This is a genomic window from Shewanella sp. Pdp11, assembly GCF_002838165.1.
GTDB lineage: Bacteria > Pseudomonadota > Gammaproteobacteria > Enterobacterales > Shewanellaceae > Shewanella > Shewanella hafniensis.
Genome location: NZ_CP015194.1, coordinates 1619750 through 1637008 on the forward strand (window position 1 = coordinate 1619750; position 17259 = coordinate 1637008).

The 17259-nt window shown below is 47.4% G+C and carries 12 protein-coding genes; 5 read left to right on the top strand and 7 right to left on the bottom strand.

Annotation, left to right across the window (positions count from 1 at the left end; translation table 11 throughout):
• Window positions 1-5: 5 nt before the first annotated feature.
• The 4 genes from AYJ58_RS07205 to AYJ58_RS07220 form a co-directional block, all read right to left on the bottom strand.
• Window positions 6-419, bottom strand: a complete 414-nt coding sequence (locus tag AYJ58_RS07205) for a YjfI family protein (RefSeq protein ID WP_007645549.1) — start codon at window positions 417-419, stop codon at window positions 6-8.
• Between the two features lie 78 nt (window positions 420-497).
• Window positions 498-2222, bottom strand: a complete 1725-nt coding sequence (locus AYJ58_RS07210; protein ID WP_106649570.1) for a polyamine aminopropyltransferase — start codon at window positions 2220-2222, stop codon at window positions 498-500.
• Window positions 2223-2226: 4 nt separating this feature from the next.
• Window positions 2227-3126: a DUF350 domain-containing protein gene (locus AYJ58_RS07215; RefSeq protein ID WP_106649571.1), complete on the bottom strand. Its 900-nt coding sequence runs from the start codon at window positions 3124-3126 to the stop codon at window positions 2227-2229.
• 13 nt (window positions 3127-3139) lie between these two features.
• Window positions 3140-4114, bottom strand: coding sequence for a hypothetical protein (locus AYJ58_RS07220; RefSeq protein ID WP_106649572.1), 975 nt, complete (start codon window positions 4112-4114; stop codon window positions 3140-3142).
• 238 nt (window positions 4115-4352) lie between these two features.
• On the opposite strand from AYJ58_RS07220, the gene glnE reads away from it, so the two are divergent.
• Window positions 4353-7208: a bifunctional [glutamate--ammonia ligase]-adenylyl-L-tyrosine phosphorylase/[glutamate--ammonia-ligase] adenylyltransferase gene (gene glnE / locus AYJ58_RS07225; RefSeq protein ID WP_106649573.1), complete on the top strand. Its 2856-nt coding sequence runs from the start codon at window positions 4353-4355 to the stop codon at window positions 7206-7208.
• 117 nt (window positions 7209-7325) lie between these two features.
• Window positions 7326-8297 carry a GGDEF domain-containing protein gene (locus tag AYJ58_RS07230; RefSeq protein WP_106649574.1) on the top strand — a complete coding sequence of 324 codons (972 nt, stop codon included), beginning with the start codon at window positions 7326-7328 and terminating at the stop codon, window positions 8295-8297.
• A gap of 91 nt (window positions 8298-8388) precedes the next feature.
• On the opposite strand, the gene AYJ58_RS07235 is transcribed toward AYJ58_RS07230, so the two are convergent.
• Entirely contained in the window at window positions 8389-9348 is a 960-nt protein-coding gene (locus AYJ58_RS07235; protein WP_106649575.1) for a sodium-dependent bicarbonate transport family permease, read from the bottom strand.
• A 138-nt stretch (window positions 9349-9486) separates the two neighbouring features.
• On the opposite strand from AYJ58_RS07235, the gene AYJ58_RS07240 reads away from it, so the two are divergent.
• Entirely contained in the window at window positions 9487-10485 is a 999-nt protein-coding gene (locus tag AYJ58_RS07240) for a LysR family transcriptional regulator (protein WP_106649576.1), read from the top strand.
• 148 nt (window positions 10486-10633) lie between these two features.
• Here the strand turns inward: AYJ58_RS07240 and AYJ58_RS07245 are convergent, their stop codons facing one another.
• The gene (locus AYJ58_RS07245) at window positions 10634-12259 is read right to left on the bottom strand and encodes a methyl-accepting chemotaxis protein (protein ID WP_106649577.1); all 1626 of its coding nucleotides are present in this window, start codon (window positions 12257-12259) and stop codon (window positions 10634-10636) included.
• A 693-nt stretch (window positions 12260-12952) separates the two neighbouring features.
• Window positions 12953-14272 carry a cell division protein ZapE gene (gene zapE, locus AYJ58_RS07250; RefSeq protein ID WP_106649578.1) on the bottom strand — a complete coding sequence of 440 codons (1320 nt, stop codon included), beginning with the start codon at window positions 14270-14272 and terminating at the stop codon, window positions 12953-12955.
• Between the two features lie 282 nt (window positions 14273-14554).
• Here zapE and AYJ58_RS07255 point away from each other — a divergent pair, with 282 nt between their 5' ends.
• On the top strand, window positions 14555-15355 hold the full coding sequence (locus AYJ58_RS07255; protein WP_106649579.1) for a bactofilin family protein: 801 nt from the start codon (window positions 14555-14557) through the stop codon (window positions 15353-15355).
• 581 nt (window positions 15356-15936) lie between these two features.
• On the top strand, window positions 15937-17247 hold the full coding sequence (locus AYJ58_RS07260; RefSeq protein WP_106649580.1) for an OprO/OprP family phosphate-selective porin: 1311 nt from the start codon (window positions 15937-15939) through the stop codon (window positions 17245-17247).
• The last annotated feature ends 12 nt before the right edge of the window (window positions 17248-17259 follow it).

The window sequence follows — 17259 nt, forward strand, 5'->3', positions numbered from 1 at the left end:
GCTCCTTATTTTAGATAGTCGACCATTTCATCGATAACTTCTAAACAGTTATCGGATAAAACTGCTAATTCTTGCTCGATTTCGAGCATGCTAGATTGCAGTGAAAGCGCGCCGTAAACTACGTATTTGTCATCAATTTTCGCAAAGGCTGACAAGGGCATCGGAATGTTGAGTTCTAGCATGGTTTCAAACATTTCGCTGCGACGTTCTTGGTTTACTTCGTTCTCGCCCCACAGGTAACTGATGCAAAGAATCTGGTTATCCGTCACCGATACGAATACCGGTATTTCTTCACGACCAACCACATTCACTTGCAGTACTTCGACTTCGCCATCAATAGGATAACAATCGAATTGAAAGCCGGTTTGGCTATTATTGCCAAGACTGTTGAGGTGATTGGCAAGGGTATGGATATTCATATTTGTCCTTATTGACATATTATGTCTGTGTTCAAAGATAGCACTGAGACATAATATGTCAAGCACTATCTTGTCCTATTAAAAAAGATTCAGTCCCTGATTCTCGGACCAATCTTGCAAATGGTAGTGATACAGCTGCAATGAACCCAATTCATTGGGTTTTATTTTGGCGGCATCTTGATAAAAATTGGCTGGAAACTCAAAGGCGCCATCCACTAAACCTAAAGTGAGCCAGTCATCTTTGATGGGGAGCTCAGTTAACTTAGCTAGTCTGTGTTGTGCATCGAGCCCACCTGCGGTGGCTATACTCCAGCCCCATTCGCCAAAACTGGGCACATTATGATGGTACTGTTTGACGTCAAATCCCGCCAATGCCAAGGTTTTTGCTACCGAAATAAAGGCCTTAGGGGCATGATAAGGCGATGTTGACTGTACTGTCAGAGCGCCATCACTGCTCATAAGTTCCTTTAATTTACGGTAGAAATAATCCGAATACAGCTTATTAAGATCGGGATGGCTCGGATCGGGCAAGTCCACAATAATCGCATCGTATTTCACGCCTGTGGCAATCAGCTTATCGACGCCATTAAAGGCATCGTCGTTGATCACAGTAACACGGGGATCGTTCAGCGCATTGCCATTGAGCGCCAACATAGCGCGGCTCAAACGCTCGGGCATATCCGTATCGGGCGACTTAAATAATTGCACTAGTCCTACATCGAGATCGAGCAGCGTCACTTGCTCAGGCTCCCAGCGCAGCACTTGCTTAAGACCGAGTCCATCGCCACCGCCAATGATCAACACCTTGTTATGGCGAGCACTGGCGGCGAGTGTGGGATGCACGAGAAACGCATGGTAGATGTGTTCGTCTATGCTCGAAAACTGTAAGCGACCATTGATGTATAACGCATAAACGGGCGGCAGACCGTTACCGCGCAGTCGCTCGGTGAAGGTCAACTGCTGGAAGCGTGTCGCCTTGGCGTAAACCACTTTGTCTTTATACAGCAAATTATTAAATTCTTGCTCCCAGCGTGGGCCGTGGATGGCTAACACGAGTAAAATGCCAGTCACGATAAAGTGCCCAGTCAAAAGCAGTTTAGGGCGGCGGATTTTAGGCCAGAAGCGCCAGATAAACACAAAACCCGCCAACAGGTTGAAACTGGCTGTTAAGGCGGCGGCGAGTTGGATATCAATGGCAAGCATAAAGCCCACCCAAATGGCGGCACCTATGCCTGCGCCTATGTAATCGGCGCCGTAAATTGTTCCCGCATTGTGAAGCAAATGCTCGTCAGAGAGTGATTGGCGCACCCTAGCAATCAGCGGGATCTCCATACCTATCATCAAGCCCAGTAACACGCCCCACACATAGGGTAAGTATTCGCTGAGTTTTTGCAGCGAGCCTATCATGCCGCCTTCGGGCAGTTGATCTGGTGGTAAACCTAAGGTGTTGGCAATCATCAAGGGCAGTTGTTGGCCGAAACCAATCACTGCCGCTGTGATTAAAATGGCGAGTGAGCCACAGAGTGCGACTGTGAGTTCTAAAATCACAAAACCGGTAAAGGCATCACGGATCTTACGGGCGGCGAAGGCACCTAGCCCCATGGAGACAATCATTAAGCCTATCATGGTGTAAATGGCGGCTTCTAATGCGCCTAAAATGCGGCCCGCATAGTGGGATAAAAGATATTCGTAGATCAGGCCGCAACCTGCTAATACGGCCATAATGCCCAGTAAGAGAACATCGTCGAACCAACCTAGGCGGCTAGGTTTAGCCGCCGAGGGAGTTAAGCTAATTTCTTGCATTCGATTAAGCCATCAGTGCCGTAAGAATAAGTGCGATAGCGATACTGATCGCCATTTCTACTGCGGCGATACCGATATTGTGTTGTCTTTCCACTTCATCGGCTAAATCGATACGGGCTAATACCAGTTTCTTCACGACGAACAGCAGTAAGGAGAGTGCGATCAGCATAATGACTGAGAACACTAACCAACCGATCACGTTAGTCACATAAGCCGTTGGATTATAAATAATAAAGTGACTGGCGGCATTAAAGCTCAGTGCCATAGCAATCATATAACCCGCGTGGCGTAGCGCTAACGCTGTATGACCTTGGGCTAAGGCTTGCTGCATAGACGAGTCTTGGTTGCGGCTTGCGAAACGGTTTTCACGCCAGCGCGTGAGTAGCACTAACATCAACTGAGAAATCGCAAAGGCGCTGAAGATAGCGATAAAAGTATCTAGGGTTAAGTCTTCTGCCCATAACAACACGGCGCGGATGATAATCGCAGTGGCGATGGCAGCACTGGCATCGACAATCGCGACAGACACATTACCTTTGATGATTTGCTCGTTCTTATCAAACTCATTTAAGGCAATCTTATCGTGGAGGAAGCGGCCTAGTTTTATTAGCACTAAGCCGAATAAACCATAGCAGCTCATACCAATCGCTTCGGTAAGATAAGAGTGTGCTGCGGCGCCTGTGATAGCGCCCGTGAGCACTATACCCAGTGCCGCAACTGCACCCGCGGTACTGATGCCGAAGGCAAAGTTATCACGCTCCGCCAGTTCCTTACTGCTGTTAACTTTAACGCTCCAACCTTGCAAATAACGCATCAGCGTTAGCAAAATTACGGCTATGGTGAGATCGATAGCCAGAATGATGGCTAGCTCTGGTGTGATACCGAAATCCTGAAATAGTGTCATTGGAAATCCTTAGTTACTTGCCCCGGCGCACACTGCGGGTCGTGCGATTACTGGAATTACGGAAACTGCTGTCTTTTGCATAGTTAGAGCGGAACTTACTATTCGAACTCTTGCTTGCGCTTGTGGTGTTGCTAGCCTTAGGTGCGCTGGTACTTTCACGGGATAACGCCGTGCCACCGGTACGCGGTTTGGCATAAGGGCTGTCGAAGCGCTTACCTTGGGAATCGAAACGTTTTTTCGTTTGTTCGAAGGTCTTATTTTGCGCATCCGCTTGTTTGGGTGAGGTATAGCGATAACGACCTACGTCATTGTAATAGCTATAACCTCGGTTACCCGACCAACGATCGTAAGAAACTGGGCGATTGAACACATTCGAAAACATTGAATACATGCCATACCAAGCCCAAAACGAAGTGCCGCTCGAGTCGGTTTGCCAGTTACCGTAAGACGGATTACCAACTAGCTGACTGCCTGGACCAAAATCTTCGCCGCCATTGGCTAATGTTGCGGCCTCACGGCTAATCGCATTCACGCGGGCCAGTTTGCCGTCGGACATATCGGCGACCACGTTGACAGGGTCGGACAACATATCGTTAAACAAACTGGGATCTGCGGCTTGATAAAGATTTTCCGCTTCGGCCAGCTGTTGATCGAGATCGGCAAAGTTACTCGCCACTTTCGACTCATCTAATCGACGTTTCAGCGAGGTATACATGGGACCTTGGGTGCCAGAATCCTTTGCTAATTCATCAAGTAATGGGGCTAAATCGGGTTTCTGCTGTTTTAACAGTGTGGTGTATTGTTTTAAGAGGTTAGCGTTACGCAACTGCCCGTCATCGATCATCGTCGTGAGCGTAGCGAGACGTTGCTGCGTGAGTTGTTGATACTTCGCGATTTTATCCGGTCTCTCATCGCCACAACCCGTCAGCGACAGCATAACGGCTAAAAAGAGGATCGATGTGAGAACACGGTTTAGCATTCCTGCCATGTTTTCTCCAAATGGTAATGAAATAAAACTCAAATACTTGCAGGCAATAATAATCTGCTTGCCCAATATGCCTGCTGCGCAGGTTATAGTACCCTTAAATGCCACAGATAAAAGGGGATACCTTTATTTGTGTGCTACATCAGGTAGCTGCAAGTCTCGTCGAACATAACATGATGTGGCGTCAATCTATATCATTTACGACATAATATGTCGATAGCTAAATTTGTTAGGGATTATTATGACCATGCAAAAAGACAGTAATAAGTCATTGTCTATTCTCGTTAATCAAACCGCTGAGCATAACTGGCTGCGGTTAGAGGAAGTATGGTCCGAAGGACTCGTGCAATTAACACCTGCCCAGCAGCAAGAACTCAAAACGGTTCTAGGGCTCAGTGATTACGTGGCGGCCCAGCTATGCCGACATCCTGAGTGGATTAATGTTCTGCTTGCTGGCGAGTTAAGCCTGATTGAGCGTAAAAACTTCGATCTTGAGTTACACGAAGTCCTAAGCCGCGCCACAACTGAAGATATGGCAAAAGCCAGCTTGCGGCGGTTTCGTAATTATCAAATGGTGCGCTTAGCTTGGCGTGACTTTTTAGGCTACGCCAGTTTAGAAGAATCTCTGCTCGATCTGTCGGCGCTTGCCGAAGCGTTAGTCATTTGCGCCCGCGATTGGCTCTATAAAGATATGTGCGCCCAATACGGCACGCCGATGGACAAAGAAGGCAATGCACAGCCATTGCTGATTTTAGGCATGGGCAAATTAGGCGGCCGCGAGCTCAATTTCTCCTCCGATATCGATTTGATTTTCACGTTTCCTGAGCATGGCGAAACCGTCGGCGGTCGTCGCAGTTTAGACAATCAACAATTCTTTATCCGCATGGGGCAAAGGCTAGTGAACTTGCTCGATCAAGTCACTGTCGATGGTTTCGTGTTCCGCGTGGATATGCGTTTGCGTCCCTACGGTGAAAGTGGCCCCTTGGTGGTGAGTTTTAGCGGTCTTGAGGATTATTACCAAGAACAGGGCCGAGATTGGGAGCGCTATGCCATGGTCAAGGCGCGTGCGCTCGGGCCTTGGAACCATTTTTCCGATGAACTACACAGCCTCCTGAGACCCTTTGTGTATCGCCGTTATATCGACTTTTCAGCGATTGAATCTCTGCGAAAAATGAAGCAGCTCATTGCGCAAGAAGTGCGGCGCCGTCATTTGACCGACAATATTAAACTCGGTGCAGGCGGTATTCGTGAGGTCGAGTTCGTGGTGCAGAGTTTCCAATTAATTCGTGGCGGCCGCGAGCCTGCGCTGCGCCAGCAGAGTTTATTCGGTGCTATCGATACGCTCTATAGCTTAGGGCAGTTTGAGTATTTGGCTGTGGATGAGCTTAAACACAGCTATTTACTGCTGCGCCGAGTGGAGAATTTACTCCAAGCCATAGATGATAAACAAACCCAAACCTTGCCGAATAATTCGCTGGATTGGGCGCGATTGTGTCATGTGCTCGATATGGCCAATGAGGTCGATTTACGTACCCATATTGAAGCAGCAATGAGCAAAATCCATCGTCATTTTAAAGCGACTGTGGGCGGTGAAGAAGGCGAAGAAAAGGCCGAACACTGGACAGCGCAGCTGTGGCATATGCAAGATGTTGATGATGCCGTCGCGTTATTGGCCGAACAGCAAATCGACGATGATAAGCTCAGTCCTATGCTCAGCAGCTGGCGCGAAACAGTGACTAAGCGTTCGATTGGTCCACGCGGGCGGGAAACCTTAGATAAATTAATGCCAAGATTATTGGAAGAGTTGATTAATCAGCAGAGTCCATCGTCGGCCTTTGAACCCGTGTCTAAGGTGCTGGAGCAGATTTTAACTCGCACCACTTACCTTGAGCTTTTGTGTGAAAACCCTGGCGCGCGGCAACAGTTAGTGAGCCTGTGCTGTGCCAGCCCTTGGATTGCGGCGCAGTTGGCTAAATTTCCTATGCTGCTCGATGAGCTTATCGATCCGTCGCAGCTTTATGACACAACCTCCATCGATGATTATCCGAGCGAGCTGCGCCAGTACATGTTGCGCGTGCCAGAGGACGATATGGAGCAGCAGATGGAAGCGCTGCGACAATTTAAGCTTTCACAACAACTTAAAATCGCCGCCGCCGATGTCACGGGGGTTTTACCCGTGATGCAAGTGAGCGATCACTTAACCTTTTTAGCCGAAGCCATTATAGAACAAGTGGTGATGCAGGCGTGGCAACAGGTTTCAGTGCGCCATGGGGTGCCCGCTCACCTTGAGGGCAGTGACACCGGCTTTGCCGTTGTCGGTTATGGCAAGCTCGGTGGGATAGAATTGGGTTACGGCTCCGATCTCGACTTAGTCTTCCTGTGTGAAAATAAAACAGAAAACGGCCTGACCAATGGGGATCGGCCGATTGAAGTTGGCCATTTTTACCTCAAACTTGCCCAGCGTATTTTGCATTTATTCTCGACTCGCACGACTTCGGGTGAGTTGTATGAAGTAGATATGCGGCTGCGTCCTTCTGGCGCCTCGGGTTTGATGGTCAGTGAGATTGAGCGTTTTGGCGAATACCAAGCTAATGAGGCGTGGACTTGGGAGCATCAAGCCTTAGTGCGCTCGCGTTTTGTTTTTGGCGACAATAGTTTAGCGGTCAAATTTAGCCGTATTCGCGCTTCTGTATTGGAAAAGCCGCGGGATAAAGCTGAGCTGCAAAAAGCGGTGCGTGAGATGCGTCAGAAGATGCGCGATCACTTGCTTAAAGTCAGCGATGGCATGTTTGATTTAAAACAGAGCCCTGGCGGGATTGCCGATATTGAGTTTATTGCCCAGTACTTAGTGCTGGCTAATGCCAATGAGTATCCAGAGCTAACGATTTGGTCTGACAATGTGCGGATTTTCGGTGTGTTAGCTGAACTTGAACTTTTACCTATAATGAGTGCCCAGCATTTAACTCAAACCTATTGCTTGCTACGGGATGAAAATCATCGACTTACTCTGCAACAAAAGGCGGGGCAGTTACCTGTGTTAGACGTAGAGGAACATGCCGAGCGAGTGCTCAATATCTATCGCGCTGTGCTGGAATAGTACAGTCATCTATACAGTCATTTAAAGAGGGGAAGGCTGGAACGAATATCAGCCTTAACTCCGCAAGAATACGCAATTTAGGCTAGAGTTTAATGAAAGCAGTTAGCAGAGAGCATAATGCAATTACCTACTATCCCTGAAAACGAGCTGCAACGTTTGGCCACGTTACGGGCACTCAATGTGCTCGACACCGATGCCGAGGAACGTTTCGATCGTATTACTCGGCTGACGCGCAGAATTTTCTCTTTGCCAGTTTGTGTTGTGACCTTAGTGGATGCCGAACGGCAGTGGTTTAAGTCTCGCCAAGGATTGGAGGTGACTGAAACACCGCGGGAAATTTCATTTTGCGGCCATGCGATTAATCAACACAGTATTTTAATTGTAAACGACGCCCTCAAAGATCCGCGTTTTAGTGACAACCCACTGGTGACGGAGCAGCCGCATATTCGCTTTTACGCTGGCTATCCTTTAACCATTCACGGGCAATATCGGGTAGGAACCTTGTGTGTGATCGGCACTGAACCGCGGGAGTTTACGGCTGAAGATATTGAAACCTTGACGGATTTGGGTGAAATGGTGGAGGCGGAATTACTCTCTATCGCGCAAAATACTTTAGATCCTTTGACCACGATTTCGAATCGGCGTGGATTTGAATTACTGGCCCATCAGGCGCTGGCGAGTTGTCGACGTACCGAATCTGAGGCGGCCTTACTCTTCTTCGATCTCGATTTTTTTAAGGAAGTGAATGACAACTTTGGTCACCTCAAGGGCGACCAAGTGTTATACGATTTTGCTCATATCCTGATGACCGCTTTTAGGGAGTCGGATGTGATTGCAAGGCTTGGCGGTGATGAGTTTGTGGTGCTATTAAGTTTTGTACATAGCGATACAGTCAATCGTGTCATCGAGCGTTTTAAGCTGTTACTTGAACAATATAATCAACAGCATCCTAAGCAACATAGCTTAGCGACCAGTATTGGTATCGCCCATTGGACGCCAGATTCTGAGATGAGTTTAGTGGATCTATTAGATTCCGCCGATAAGGCCATGTATCAGGATAAAGCCGCCCACCACAGTGATGCGCCTTAATTGATTTGTGCTTAAGCAAGATGAAAAGGGAGACAATTATGTCTCCCTTTTCATTGATTTTTATTCGACCAAGAAGTACTAAGCTACGCCATTAAGCCGTAATGAGCATCACCCAGTGTTGATATAAAGGTAAGCCAATTAACACATTAACCGGAAACGTAATGCCGAGTGAGGCCAGCATAGCCAGTCCAATATTGGCCTCGGGTATTGCGGCTCGAATAGCTGCAGGCGCTGCGATATAAGATGCACTGGCACTTAATGCTGCTAGCACTAAAATGCTGCCAGAAGGTAAGTCGAGCCATAATCCTACCGCAATACCGCACCAAGCCAATACAAAGGGCGTAACGGCGGCGAACACCAATAAGCGCCATTGTTTCAGTGGTAGCGGCAAACACACTTTAGCCGTCACTAAGCCCATTTCCAGTAAAAATAATGCCAGTAAAGTTTTGAACCCACCGAGTAACACAGGAGTGAGCGGCGCAAGCCCCGTTGGGCCGTAAAGCCAACCTATCACCACACCACCAACGAGTAGTACAACGCCGCGGCTGGTTAACGCTTCGTGCAATACGCTCGATTGAGTTTCATTCTTGGGTGATGATTCAATTGCTTTTTTGGCGCTTAAGTACCTGTGTAGCCAGAGCATTACGACGATCGCAGGCAGCTCCAGCAGCACGAGATACAGGGTGGTTTCGGGCCTTAAGATCAACCCTGATTTTTCCACCATAGCCATCACCACCGCAAAGGTTCCCGCGCTGACTGAGCCGTAATGGGCAGCAATGCTAATGGCATCTGTGTGACCAATGCGAACCAGCCGAGTTAACACTGGGTATAAGGCTAAGGGGATAATAAAGCCTAAAGCAACAACCGCTAACAGCTCAGAGATCACTAAGTTTTGGGTGTGACCGTGGAGCGCCATTCCGCCCTTTAGGCCCAAAGTGAGCATTAACAGTATGGATAGGGTTTCGTAGATAGCAGGGGGAACTTTAAGATCTGACTTCACTAGGCCGGCTAACAGGCCTAAGGCGAAAAATGCAATGACAATATCGGGCATGGGTATCTCATTAAGTTTGACTTTTAAGCCGTACAAAACAGGCTTAATTGTCGAGTGATCCTGATGGCTGGTGATTTTGGACCTAATTGGTTATATTGAAAAATAAATTGTTTAACACTTAGGTATAGATAATTGTCTATGGATAAGCGTACGTCATCGACTCAACTTAAATTGCGGCACTTGAGTTTTCGGTTACTGCAGGTGTATGTACAAGTTGTGCGGTTAGGCAATATTTCCGCAGCGGCGAGGGCCTTGCATTTAACCCAACCCACAGTGTCATTACAGCTTAAAAAGCTGGCTGATGTGTTGGGTGAGCCGTTACTCGAGAGTCGTGATGGCCGTATGTTACCGACTTTGATTGGCAATGAACTCTACCGCGCCGCCTGCGATACCTTGAGTCGTTTTGAGGATTTCGATGCCTTTATGCAGCAGGCCAAAGGTGGCAGCGTTGGGCATATTAATATCGGTATCGTCACTACCGCTAAGTACGTACTCCCACGGATTTTAGGGGCCTTTTATCGGCAGTTTCCGCAGGTTAAAGTGACCTTAAATATAGGTAACCGTGCCCATGTGTTAGGTCGATTTGAGCGCCAAGAAGATGATTTATATCTGTTTAGTCATCCACCTAGTGGCGATAATGTGCTATCTGCGCGGATCATTAAAAACCCGTTACAGTTGATTGCGCCAAAGCATCATTGGGCGGTGGGCCGTGAACAAGTAAGTTTTAACGATCTCAAAAATGAGCGTTTTATCGTGCGCGAGCCGGGTTCTGCCACCCGCTTGATGTTCGAGTCTTGGTGCAGCGGTCAAGGCATCACGCTCGGTGACACTATGCAAATCGAGAGCAATGAGGCGATACGCCTAAGCGTCGCGTCTGGCTTAGGCTTGTCGGTGATTTCGGCGCACACGCTGCAAGAGGGCCGTGAAAAACCGGCTATTTTGCCGGTAACGGGTTTTCCGCTTGAAAGTAACTGGTATCTAGTTGGCCGCAAAGATCGCCGCTTGCCCTATGCTGCCATGCAGCTGGTGGACTTTATGGCGGCGCATTTGGCCGAGTGTATCGAGCCAGAATGGGTTGCTGCCGATATCAGTGAACTGGCTATGCACTTTAATCAGGCGCCGCAAACTCGGTTTTAACTGAGTTCATGTTTTTGATACTGAATAATTTTATTAAGTTAGAGATGTGGTCATAGGTTGTGGGTAACAGCACACCTTGTGCAGTTACCCTCAGGTTCTATTGTAAAACGAGATTTGGTCTTAAATCTGACGACTGTACGAGGCGACTTTACACCTTAAAGCGCGTCAGTAGGTTGTTCAGTTCTACCGCTAACCTGGATAATTCATGTGCCGAGGCACTAGTCTGCTGCGCTCCCGCGGCGCTTTGGCTGGCGAGATCGCTAATGTTCACTATGTTTTTATCGACTTCACGGGCGACTTTCGCTTGTTCTTCTGCGGCGCTTGCGATGACCATATTGCTGTTGTTCATCGTACTGATTTGAGTGTTAATCGTGTTTAGTGCGTCCCCAGCGAGCCTTGCGACAGCGAGTGCTTGCTCTGCCTTTTGACCACTGTGCTGCATCGATAGCACAGCGGTTTCAGTGCCGTGCTGGATCTTGTTGATCATGTCTTCAATCTCACGGGTCGAAGACTGAGTGCGGTGGGCTAGCGCACGCACTTCATCGGCAACGACCGCAAAACCACGGCCAGTATCGCCTGCTCGCGCCGCTTCAATAGCTGCGTTGAGGGCCAGTAAATTCGTTTGTTCTGCAATCGCGCGGATCACATCTAAAACTTTACCAATATCGATAGCTTGCATGGCTAAGGTTTGGACAATTTGTGAACTTTGCGTCACATCCTGATTCATGTCGATAATGGCTGCGACGGTTTGATCTACCTGTTTTTTGCCTAATTCGGTATTGCGGGCGGTTTCTTCTGAGGCCTCTGAAGCGAGTGCTGCAGTATTGGCAACTTCATCCACCGCCGAACTCATCTCGGTAATTGCGGTTGCAGCCTGTTGTATTTCATCATTTTGTTGCTGTATGCCGCGGGACGCATCTTCAGTTACTGAATTGAGTTCTTCGGCGGCGGAGGCGAGCTGGTTAGAGGAGTTTGCGATGTGGGATAGGGTATCGCGCAGGTTCTGCTGCATTTTTGCTAGTGCTTGCATCAGTTGACTGGTTTCATCTTCGCCATCGGCACTAATTTTCTGTGTTAAATCACCGCTTGCGACTGTCACTGAAATGTCTACCGCTTCTTTCATTGGCTGCACAATGCTACGGGTTAATAATGTGGCCACGACAAATGCGGCAATCAAGGAGGCTATTATCACTACGCTGTTGAGTAGCTTACTTTCTTCGTAAGCTTGTGCGGTGAGTTCGCCTTGTTTGCCTGCATATTCGGTATTTAAGTCGCCAATGCTGATAAGCGTTTTAGTTATTTTATCAGCTTGTAACGTCATCACTTCATCCATGATCCGTTTAGCTTCGGTCGTGTCATTGGCCTGCAGCTTACTGATCATTTGATCTTGATTCTGTAAATACAGCTCTAAATTATGACTAAAATCCTGATAGAGGGCTTGCTCACCAGGCAAACTAATTAAAGGCTCGTAGGCCTTTTGATCCGTTTCAATGTTCTCGCGAATTTGCCTTAAGGTTTCGAGCCCTTTGTCACGCTCAGCAGCTGAATCGGCGAGTAACAGACGAAATGTAAATACCCTAGCGCGCATCACGTTAAGATTGATGCTAGAAAGGGTGACGAGTGTCGGTAGGGTATTTTTTTCAATTTCTTCAGAGGAGGCGCGCATAGATGACATAGTTTGCAGCGACATGAGCCCCTGAAGTAACAAGACTAGGCCGAGTAAGCCAAAGGCAGTAATGAGTCGTGAGCCAATCTTAATTTGTCGTAACCACATAAGCGAGTCGTCCCTGTATTTAAATGAGTTCCGTCTAAGGTCGTTCTTACTGCTTTTGAGCTCATACTTTTTAATCACTGCTTTCGAGCCATGAAGCTTGAGCCAAAAGGCTGAACTCATGCTTGCTAACGTTAAACTAACTGTTATCGCGCCGAGTCGGAACTGTGAGTTTTTGGTTTAATACACTATAGATTATATTCTCTAACTTTTTCGTTTTGGATTGTAAATTTAGCCGATTAAAAGCGACTGGCTGTAAATTAGTAAAACTTAAACTAAGTTATACCGTACCTTAAATATTGGCGTTAGCAAACTGTATTGCCCAATTGAGTGTGATGATGTCTGTGGTTTTATTTCGACTATCGATTAGAGTCAGGTTAGTTTGAATAAAGGTATTAACGTGATTACTATTTTAATTTTAGATAGTTAAAATGAATTTTTGCTGGATTAATCAGGTTCTAATAAAGCAATTTAGGTCGTTAGCTTTATGCTTGATATCAGCATTTAAAGAGAGTATTCAAACCGTTAGTATTCTTTTTGTATAAAACCTTTGTAATCGACTGTTCCTTTAAGCGTTTTTATTTCTTGTGATCAGAATTGTTCGATAATAAATGGATAAATGAGACGTAAACGATTGGTGCTTATTTCTTGTCTCTTTTCTTATCTCTTTTCTTATTTATGCGAAGCGATAAATAATCAATTGTTTTGCGGTAATTCATGCCGGCTCATTTCTATTAATCGGCTGTAGGTGCGGCGGAATTCAAAACTGAGTGCACCACCTTGGTAGAGTTCGCTCAGTGGCACGTCGCAGCTGAGATAGAGACTGACATTTTGATCGTACAACTCATCAATTAAGCTGATAAAACGTCGCGCTGGGTCATCGTTGGCGGCGTAGGAGAGTTTGCGCTCGCCCGTGGCTGCGGCTTGGTTTTCACCTGTGCCGTCCTCCGTGCCGCGGGCACGGATCCAGCCTTTCACTTCGCCGCCCAGTTTAGGAACACCGCTCACCATTAAGATCTTAAATCGACTGGCGATTTCGATGTAATCGAGTTGGGAGCTCGGGCCATCACACAGGGCATAAAAGTCGAACCAAGCAACGGCGTTGTCTGTGGGCTCTAAAGCGGCGCGGATCACTGGGATTTCACGGTTGCAGATGGTGAGGCTAGCATTGCTGATTCTGCTATCACTAACGTTAGAATCGCAAATACCAGTATCACTAATGCTAATTGCGCTCATACTGGGGGCATTTGGCGTTAACCTATTCACTAGCTTGTCAAAAATCTGCTCAAAATCGAGTGTTCCGGTAATGCCAATATTGCGGGAAATCGAGGCACTCATTTCATCGATTTCAATGCCAATCTCGTTGTTTAATAAAGTATTGATGGCGTGCATCCTGTGGTCTTGGTTGCCATCGAGATGCAGCATTTGCGTGTGCGTTTGCAGCAATTGGATACAAGGTAAAAATCTGTGTCTCGCTAAGCCGTTCTCATATAAGCGCTCAATTGGAATATTAGAGGTCGCGACCAGCACCACACCTTGTTCGAATAGGCACTCAAACAGCCCTGCGAGTATCATGGCATCGCCAATGTCTGAGACAAAAAACTCATCGAAACACAGCACCTTGCACTCTTTCGCGAGATTTTTAGCAATCAGAGTTAACGGGTCTCGTTTACCCGAATGCTCGCGTAATGCATTGTGTATCCGCGCCATAAAACGGTGGAAATGCAGTCTTAACTTGCCTTCACTTGGCAAACAATCGAAAAACAAATCCATCAGAAAGGTTTTACCGCGACCGACATCGCCCCACAGATACAAGCCTTTCATGGATTGTGATTGGGACAGGCGTGCTGAATTGGCTTGTGGTATCAACTGCTTAAATAGCATATCGAGCGCTAACACCGCCTGTTGCTGCGCGGGATCATCAACTAGATTTTCACTCACTTTGGCGCGATACACTTCCAGTGGCGTCATCATTGGTGTTATCGATTGCGAGCTAGCGAAGTTTGAATGAGCCATGTCGGGGTCTCGTTGGCGGTTGTTTAAGGTGTTTGCTGCAGTCAGTGTGTGCTTTAGCGTTGATTTAGTAGGGTATCATCACTCACTTTGCGAGGCATCATGCTACTCATAACTCAGTGATTGGGAGCCATATGGCAAGATGCTCAGGGTAACATAGTCGCTGGCGTGACTTAAATCCCGCTCTGAGGCTTAGGTCAAATACTAAACGAAACCAGTGCTTTATTCTCGGGGACTTTTACCTTAACATCTTTGTCACAAAAATAATGATATGGAATGAATCCTATGGCTAGCAAAGGCAATGGCATTACTTTTATCAGTGCGCAAACCTCGATTGAGGGTGACATCCAGTTAGAGAGCACGGCATTAATTGCAGGTAAATTGCAGGGCAAGATTGGCTCAGCGGGACAAATTAAGATCGAACTTGGCGGCGAGATCTCCGGTGAAGTCAGCTGTGATGAGTTGCGGGTGTGCGGCGTATTTAGTGGGCGAGTCTGTTGTAATAAGTTGATTATTACCAGTTCTGGTGTGGTTGACGGTGAAGTTGCCAGCCATCAGATGGAGATTTACGAAGGCGGCCAGTTTATTGGTCAGCGGATTAAAGGTCCCGAGCTTGATGCCTTGCCTGACATGCTAAAAGCTATCGCGCCAGCAGCTCAACGCTCGGATGCGCACTTATATGCCAGTGAAAATGGCTCATTAAGAGGCGATAATCGGGCGATTCGCCCTTGGTTGTATGTTGCTGCGGCAACGGTCGTCATCGCCTTGGGCTTTAGTTTTGGACCCGAACAATTGCGTGACTGGTTACCTGTGAGTGATAGCCCGCTCAACACTGAGGTGTCTCCTGTGGCTCAAGGGCTAGATGCGGCAAAGGCTACTAATCCATTACTGACTGAACAAACGATTGCGCCAGATACCGCGAATGCCGACAATACGGCGGCGTTATCCGCAGAACCCGATCCGCTGGCTTTATCGCAGGATTCGGCGATGGAAGATTTACAGCAGATGGAACAAGGCCATGCACAGATGGCGCAGGGGGATAATGGCGCCACGCCCACCAGCGAGAATGCAGGTAATAAGCTCTGATTGCTAAGCGAAAGCTCGAATTTATTAGCTTGAATAAATTAGCTTGAATAAATAGGTACTCGCATCCTTGGCTCGAGCATTTAGTTTTTTGCTCGACCAGTGTTATCTGCATATAGTTGCTAATGCTTATCGCCCAATATCCTGCTCAATATCCCTTCAAGTATTGGTGCAAGTTCTCTCTGAGGCGCTTAACGGCGCTTTGCTTTCATGAGTGGCTTCTATGCTTAATTTAACTTCTTAAGAGCAGATTCGTCCTATTTCTCTGTGATTTCACTCATCTGTTAACATTCAGTGTCCGCTAATATTCCTGTCATATTTTCATTGAGTTATCTCTCATTTTTACCTGTTTTGTGCACTTCAAGTCGTTTCCATTGAGTTAAGTTCATTTTGTTCATGCTCTTTATGATTTTTAGTCACCTTAAGTCACTTAATGAAGATTAAGTGCGTTAAATATCTTTAACGAAATGTTAACGATATATTTCATCCTCTGGGCGAGGAAGTAGTCCGTCACAGACCTGACACAATTCTAATAACACAGGCATTCCCACAGGGAATGGCAGACTGCAATACAGGAGGCATTGATGCCTAGATTGACCTTACTTGCCGCGGCAACCGCTGTGGCTTTTACTGGTTTTGCGCATGCGCAAGACTTAACGCCACAAGAGCTTCAAGCACAACTCACCCAATTGACTCAAGAAGTTAACCAGCTAAAACAACAGCAGGCAGCGAATGCCACTGCGACTCCATCTAAGCCTAGCGCGCCAGCTTTTGAGATAGGGGGACGCATTCAACTCGATTACAACCTCTTCAATGGTGCCTATAACGCCGAACATAACGGCAGTAGCGCGCAGGATATTTTCCCTCGCCGAGTACGTACCTTTGTTGAAGGCGAATTACAGGATTGGGACTACAAGCTACTGCTTGAATTTGCTGAGAATACCGCTGAAATCGTCATGGCTCGGATGCGTTATTCGGGTTTTGAGAATGGCCCTAAACTGCAATTTGGTAAGTTGCGTGAGGACATCAGTCTCGATGCGCTCACCAGCAGTAATCACATTGCGTTGATTGAACGTTCTAGCCTTGCCGATACTGTGTCGCCGTACTTCCGCTGGGGTGTTTCTGCCTATCAATATTTCCCAAGCACAGGTTTACGTTACGCCTTGGGTGTTTATAAAAACGATGCCTTTGGTAGTGATGGCAAAGATGAAACCGATGATTTGAATTATGCCCTGAGCTCGCGAGTGACTTGGTCACAGGCTAAAGAACCGGGCCAAGTGCTGCATGCAGGCTTGTGGTACTCGGCGCGCCAAATGGGCGGCGATGACTTGTCTGCCAGCTTTGCTCGCGGTGAACTGCGCGAGACGAATACTCGCCTGATTAACTATGTCGCTGGTGGTGAAACGGCGGCGATTGATCATCTAAACCAAGCGGGTTTAGAGCTGGCATTTCAACATAATACCTTGTTGTTGCAGGGCGAATACGCCCTGCGCAGTTTAAACACCCAAGATCCTCAGTCAGTGCTCGATGGTGAGCGTTATCAGGCGTATTACCTGCAGGCGAGTTATTTCTTAACGGGCGAACAGCGTAGCTATTCCAAGGGCAGCGCGGTGTTTTCTCAGCCTAAGGGCGTAACTCATGCGTGGGAATTGGCGGCACGTTTTTCTAGCGTGGATGCAAGCTCCGACTTCCAAGGCATTCAAGCTCAAGGTATTCGAGCCCAAGGCACTCGGGCTCAGACCTACACCTTAGGCGTGTCTTACTACTTTAATCCAAAAATCAAAGTGATGGCTAACTACATCCATTCTACCGTCGATGGCGCAGGCACGATTGCCTTAGTCGGCAATGAAGATGTGGGCGATGCCTTTGCTGCCCGTTTGCAATACGTGTTTTAGGAGTAATCAATC

Excerpts from the sequence above, each read along its gene's own strand:
- AYJ58_RS07220 (WP_106649572.1), bottom strand. The coding sequence starts at position 4,114 with ATGGCAGGAATGCTAAACCGTGTTCTCACATCGATCCTCTTTTTAGCC.
- AYJ58_RS07260 (WP_106649580.1), top strand. The coding sequence starts at position 15,937 with ATGCCTAGATTGACCTTACTTGCCGCGGCAACCGCTGTGGCTTTTACT.
- zapE (WP_106649578.1), bottom strand. The coding sequence starts at position 14,272 with ATGGCTCATTCAAACTTCGCTAGCTCGCAATCGATAACACCAATGATG.
- AYJ58_RS07245 (WP_106649577.1), bottom strand. The coding sequence starts at position 12,259 with ATGTGGTTACGACAAATTAAGATTGGCTCACGACTCATTACTGCCTTT.
- AYJ58_RS07235 (WP_106649575.1), bottom strand. The coding sequence starts at position 9,348 with ATGCCCGATATTGTCATTGCATTTTTCGCCTTAGGCCTGTTAGCCGGC.
- AYJ58_RS07230 (WP_106649574.1), top strand. The coding sequence starts at position 7,326 with ATGCAATTACCTACTATCCCTGAAAACGAGCTGCAACGTTTGGCCACG.
- AYJ58_RS07255 (WP_106649579.1), top strand. The coding sequence starts at position 14,555 with ATGGCTAGCAAAGGCAATGGCATTACTTTTATCAGTGCGCAAACCTCG.
- AYJ58_RS07240 (WP_106649576.1), top strand. The coding sequence starts at position 9,487 with ATGGATAAGCGTACGTCATCGACTCAACTTAAATTGCGGCACTTGAGT.
- AYJ58_RS07205 (WP_007645549.1), bottom strand. The coding sequence starts at position 419 with ATGAATATCCATACCCTTGCCAATCACCTCAACAGTCTTGGCAATAAT.
- AYJ58_RS07210 (WP_106649570.1), bottom strand. The coding sequence starts at position 2,222 with ATGCAAGAAATTAGCTTAACTCCCTCGGCGGCTAAACCTAGCCGCCTA.
- glnE (WP_106649573.1), top strand. The coding sequence starts at position 4,353 with ATGACCATGCAAAAAGACAGTAATAAGTCATTGTCTATTCTCGTTAAT.
- AYJ58_RS07215 (WP_106649571.1), bottom strand. The coding sequence starts at position 3,126 with ATGACACTATTTCAGGATTTCGGTATCACACCAGAGCTAGCCATCATT.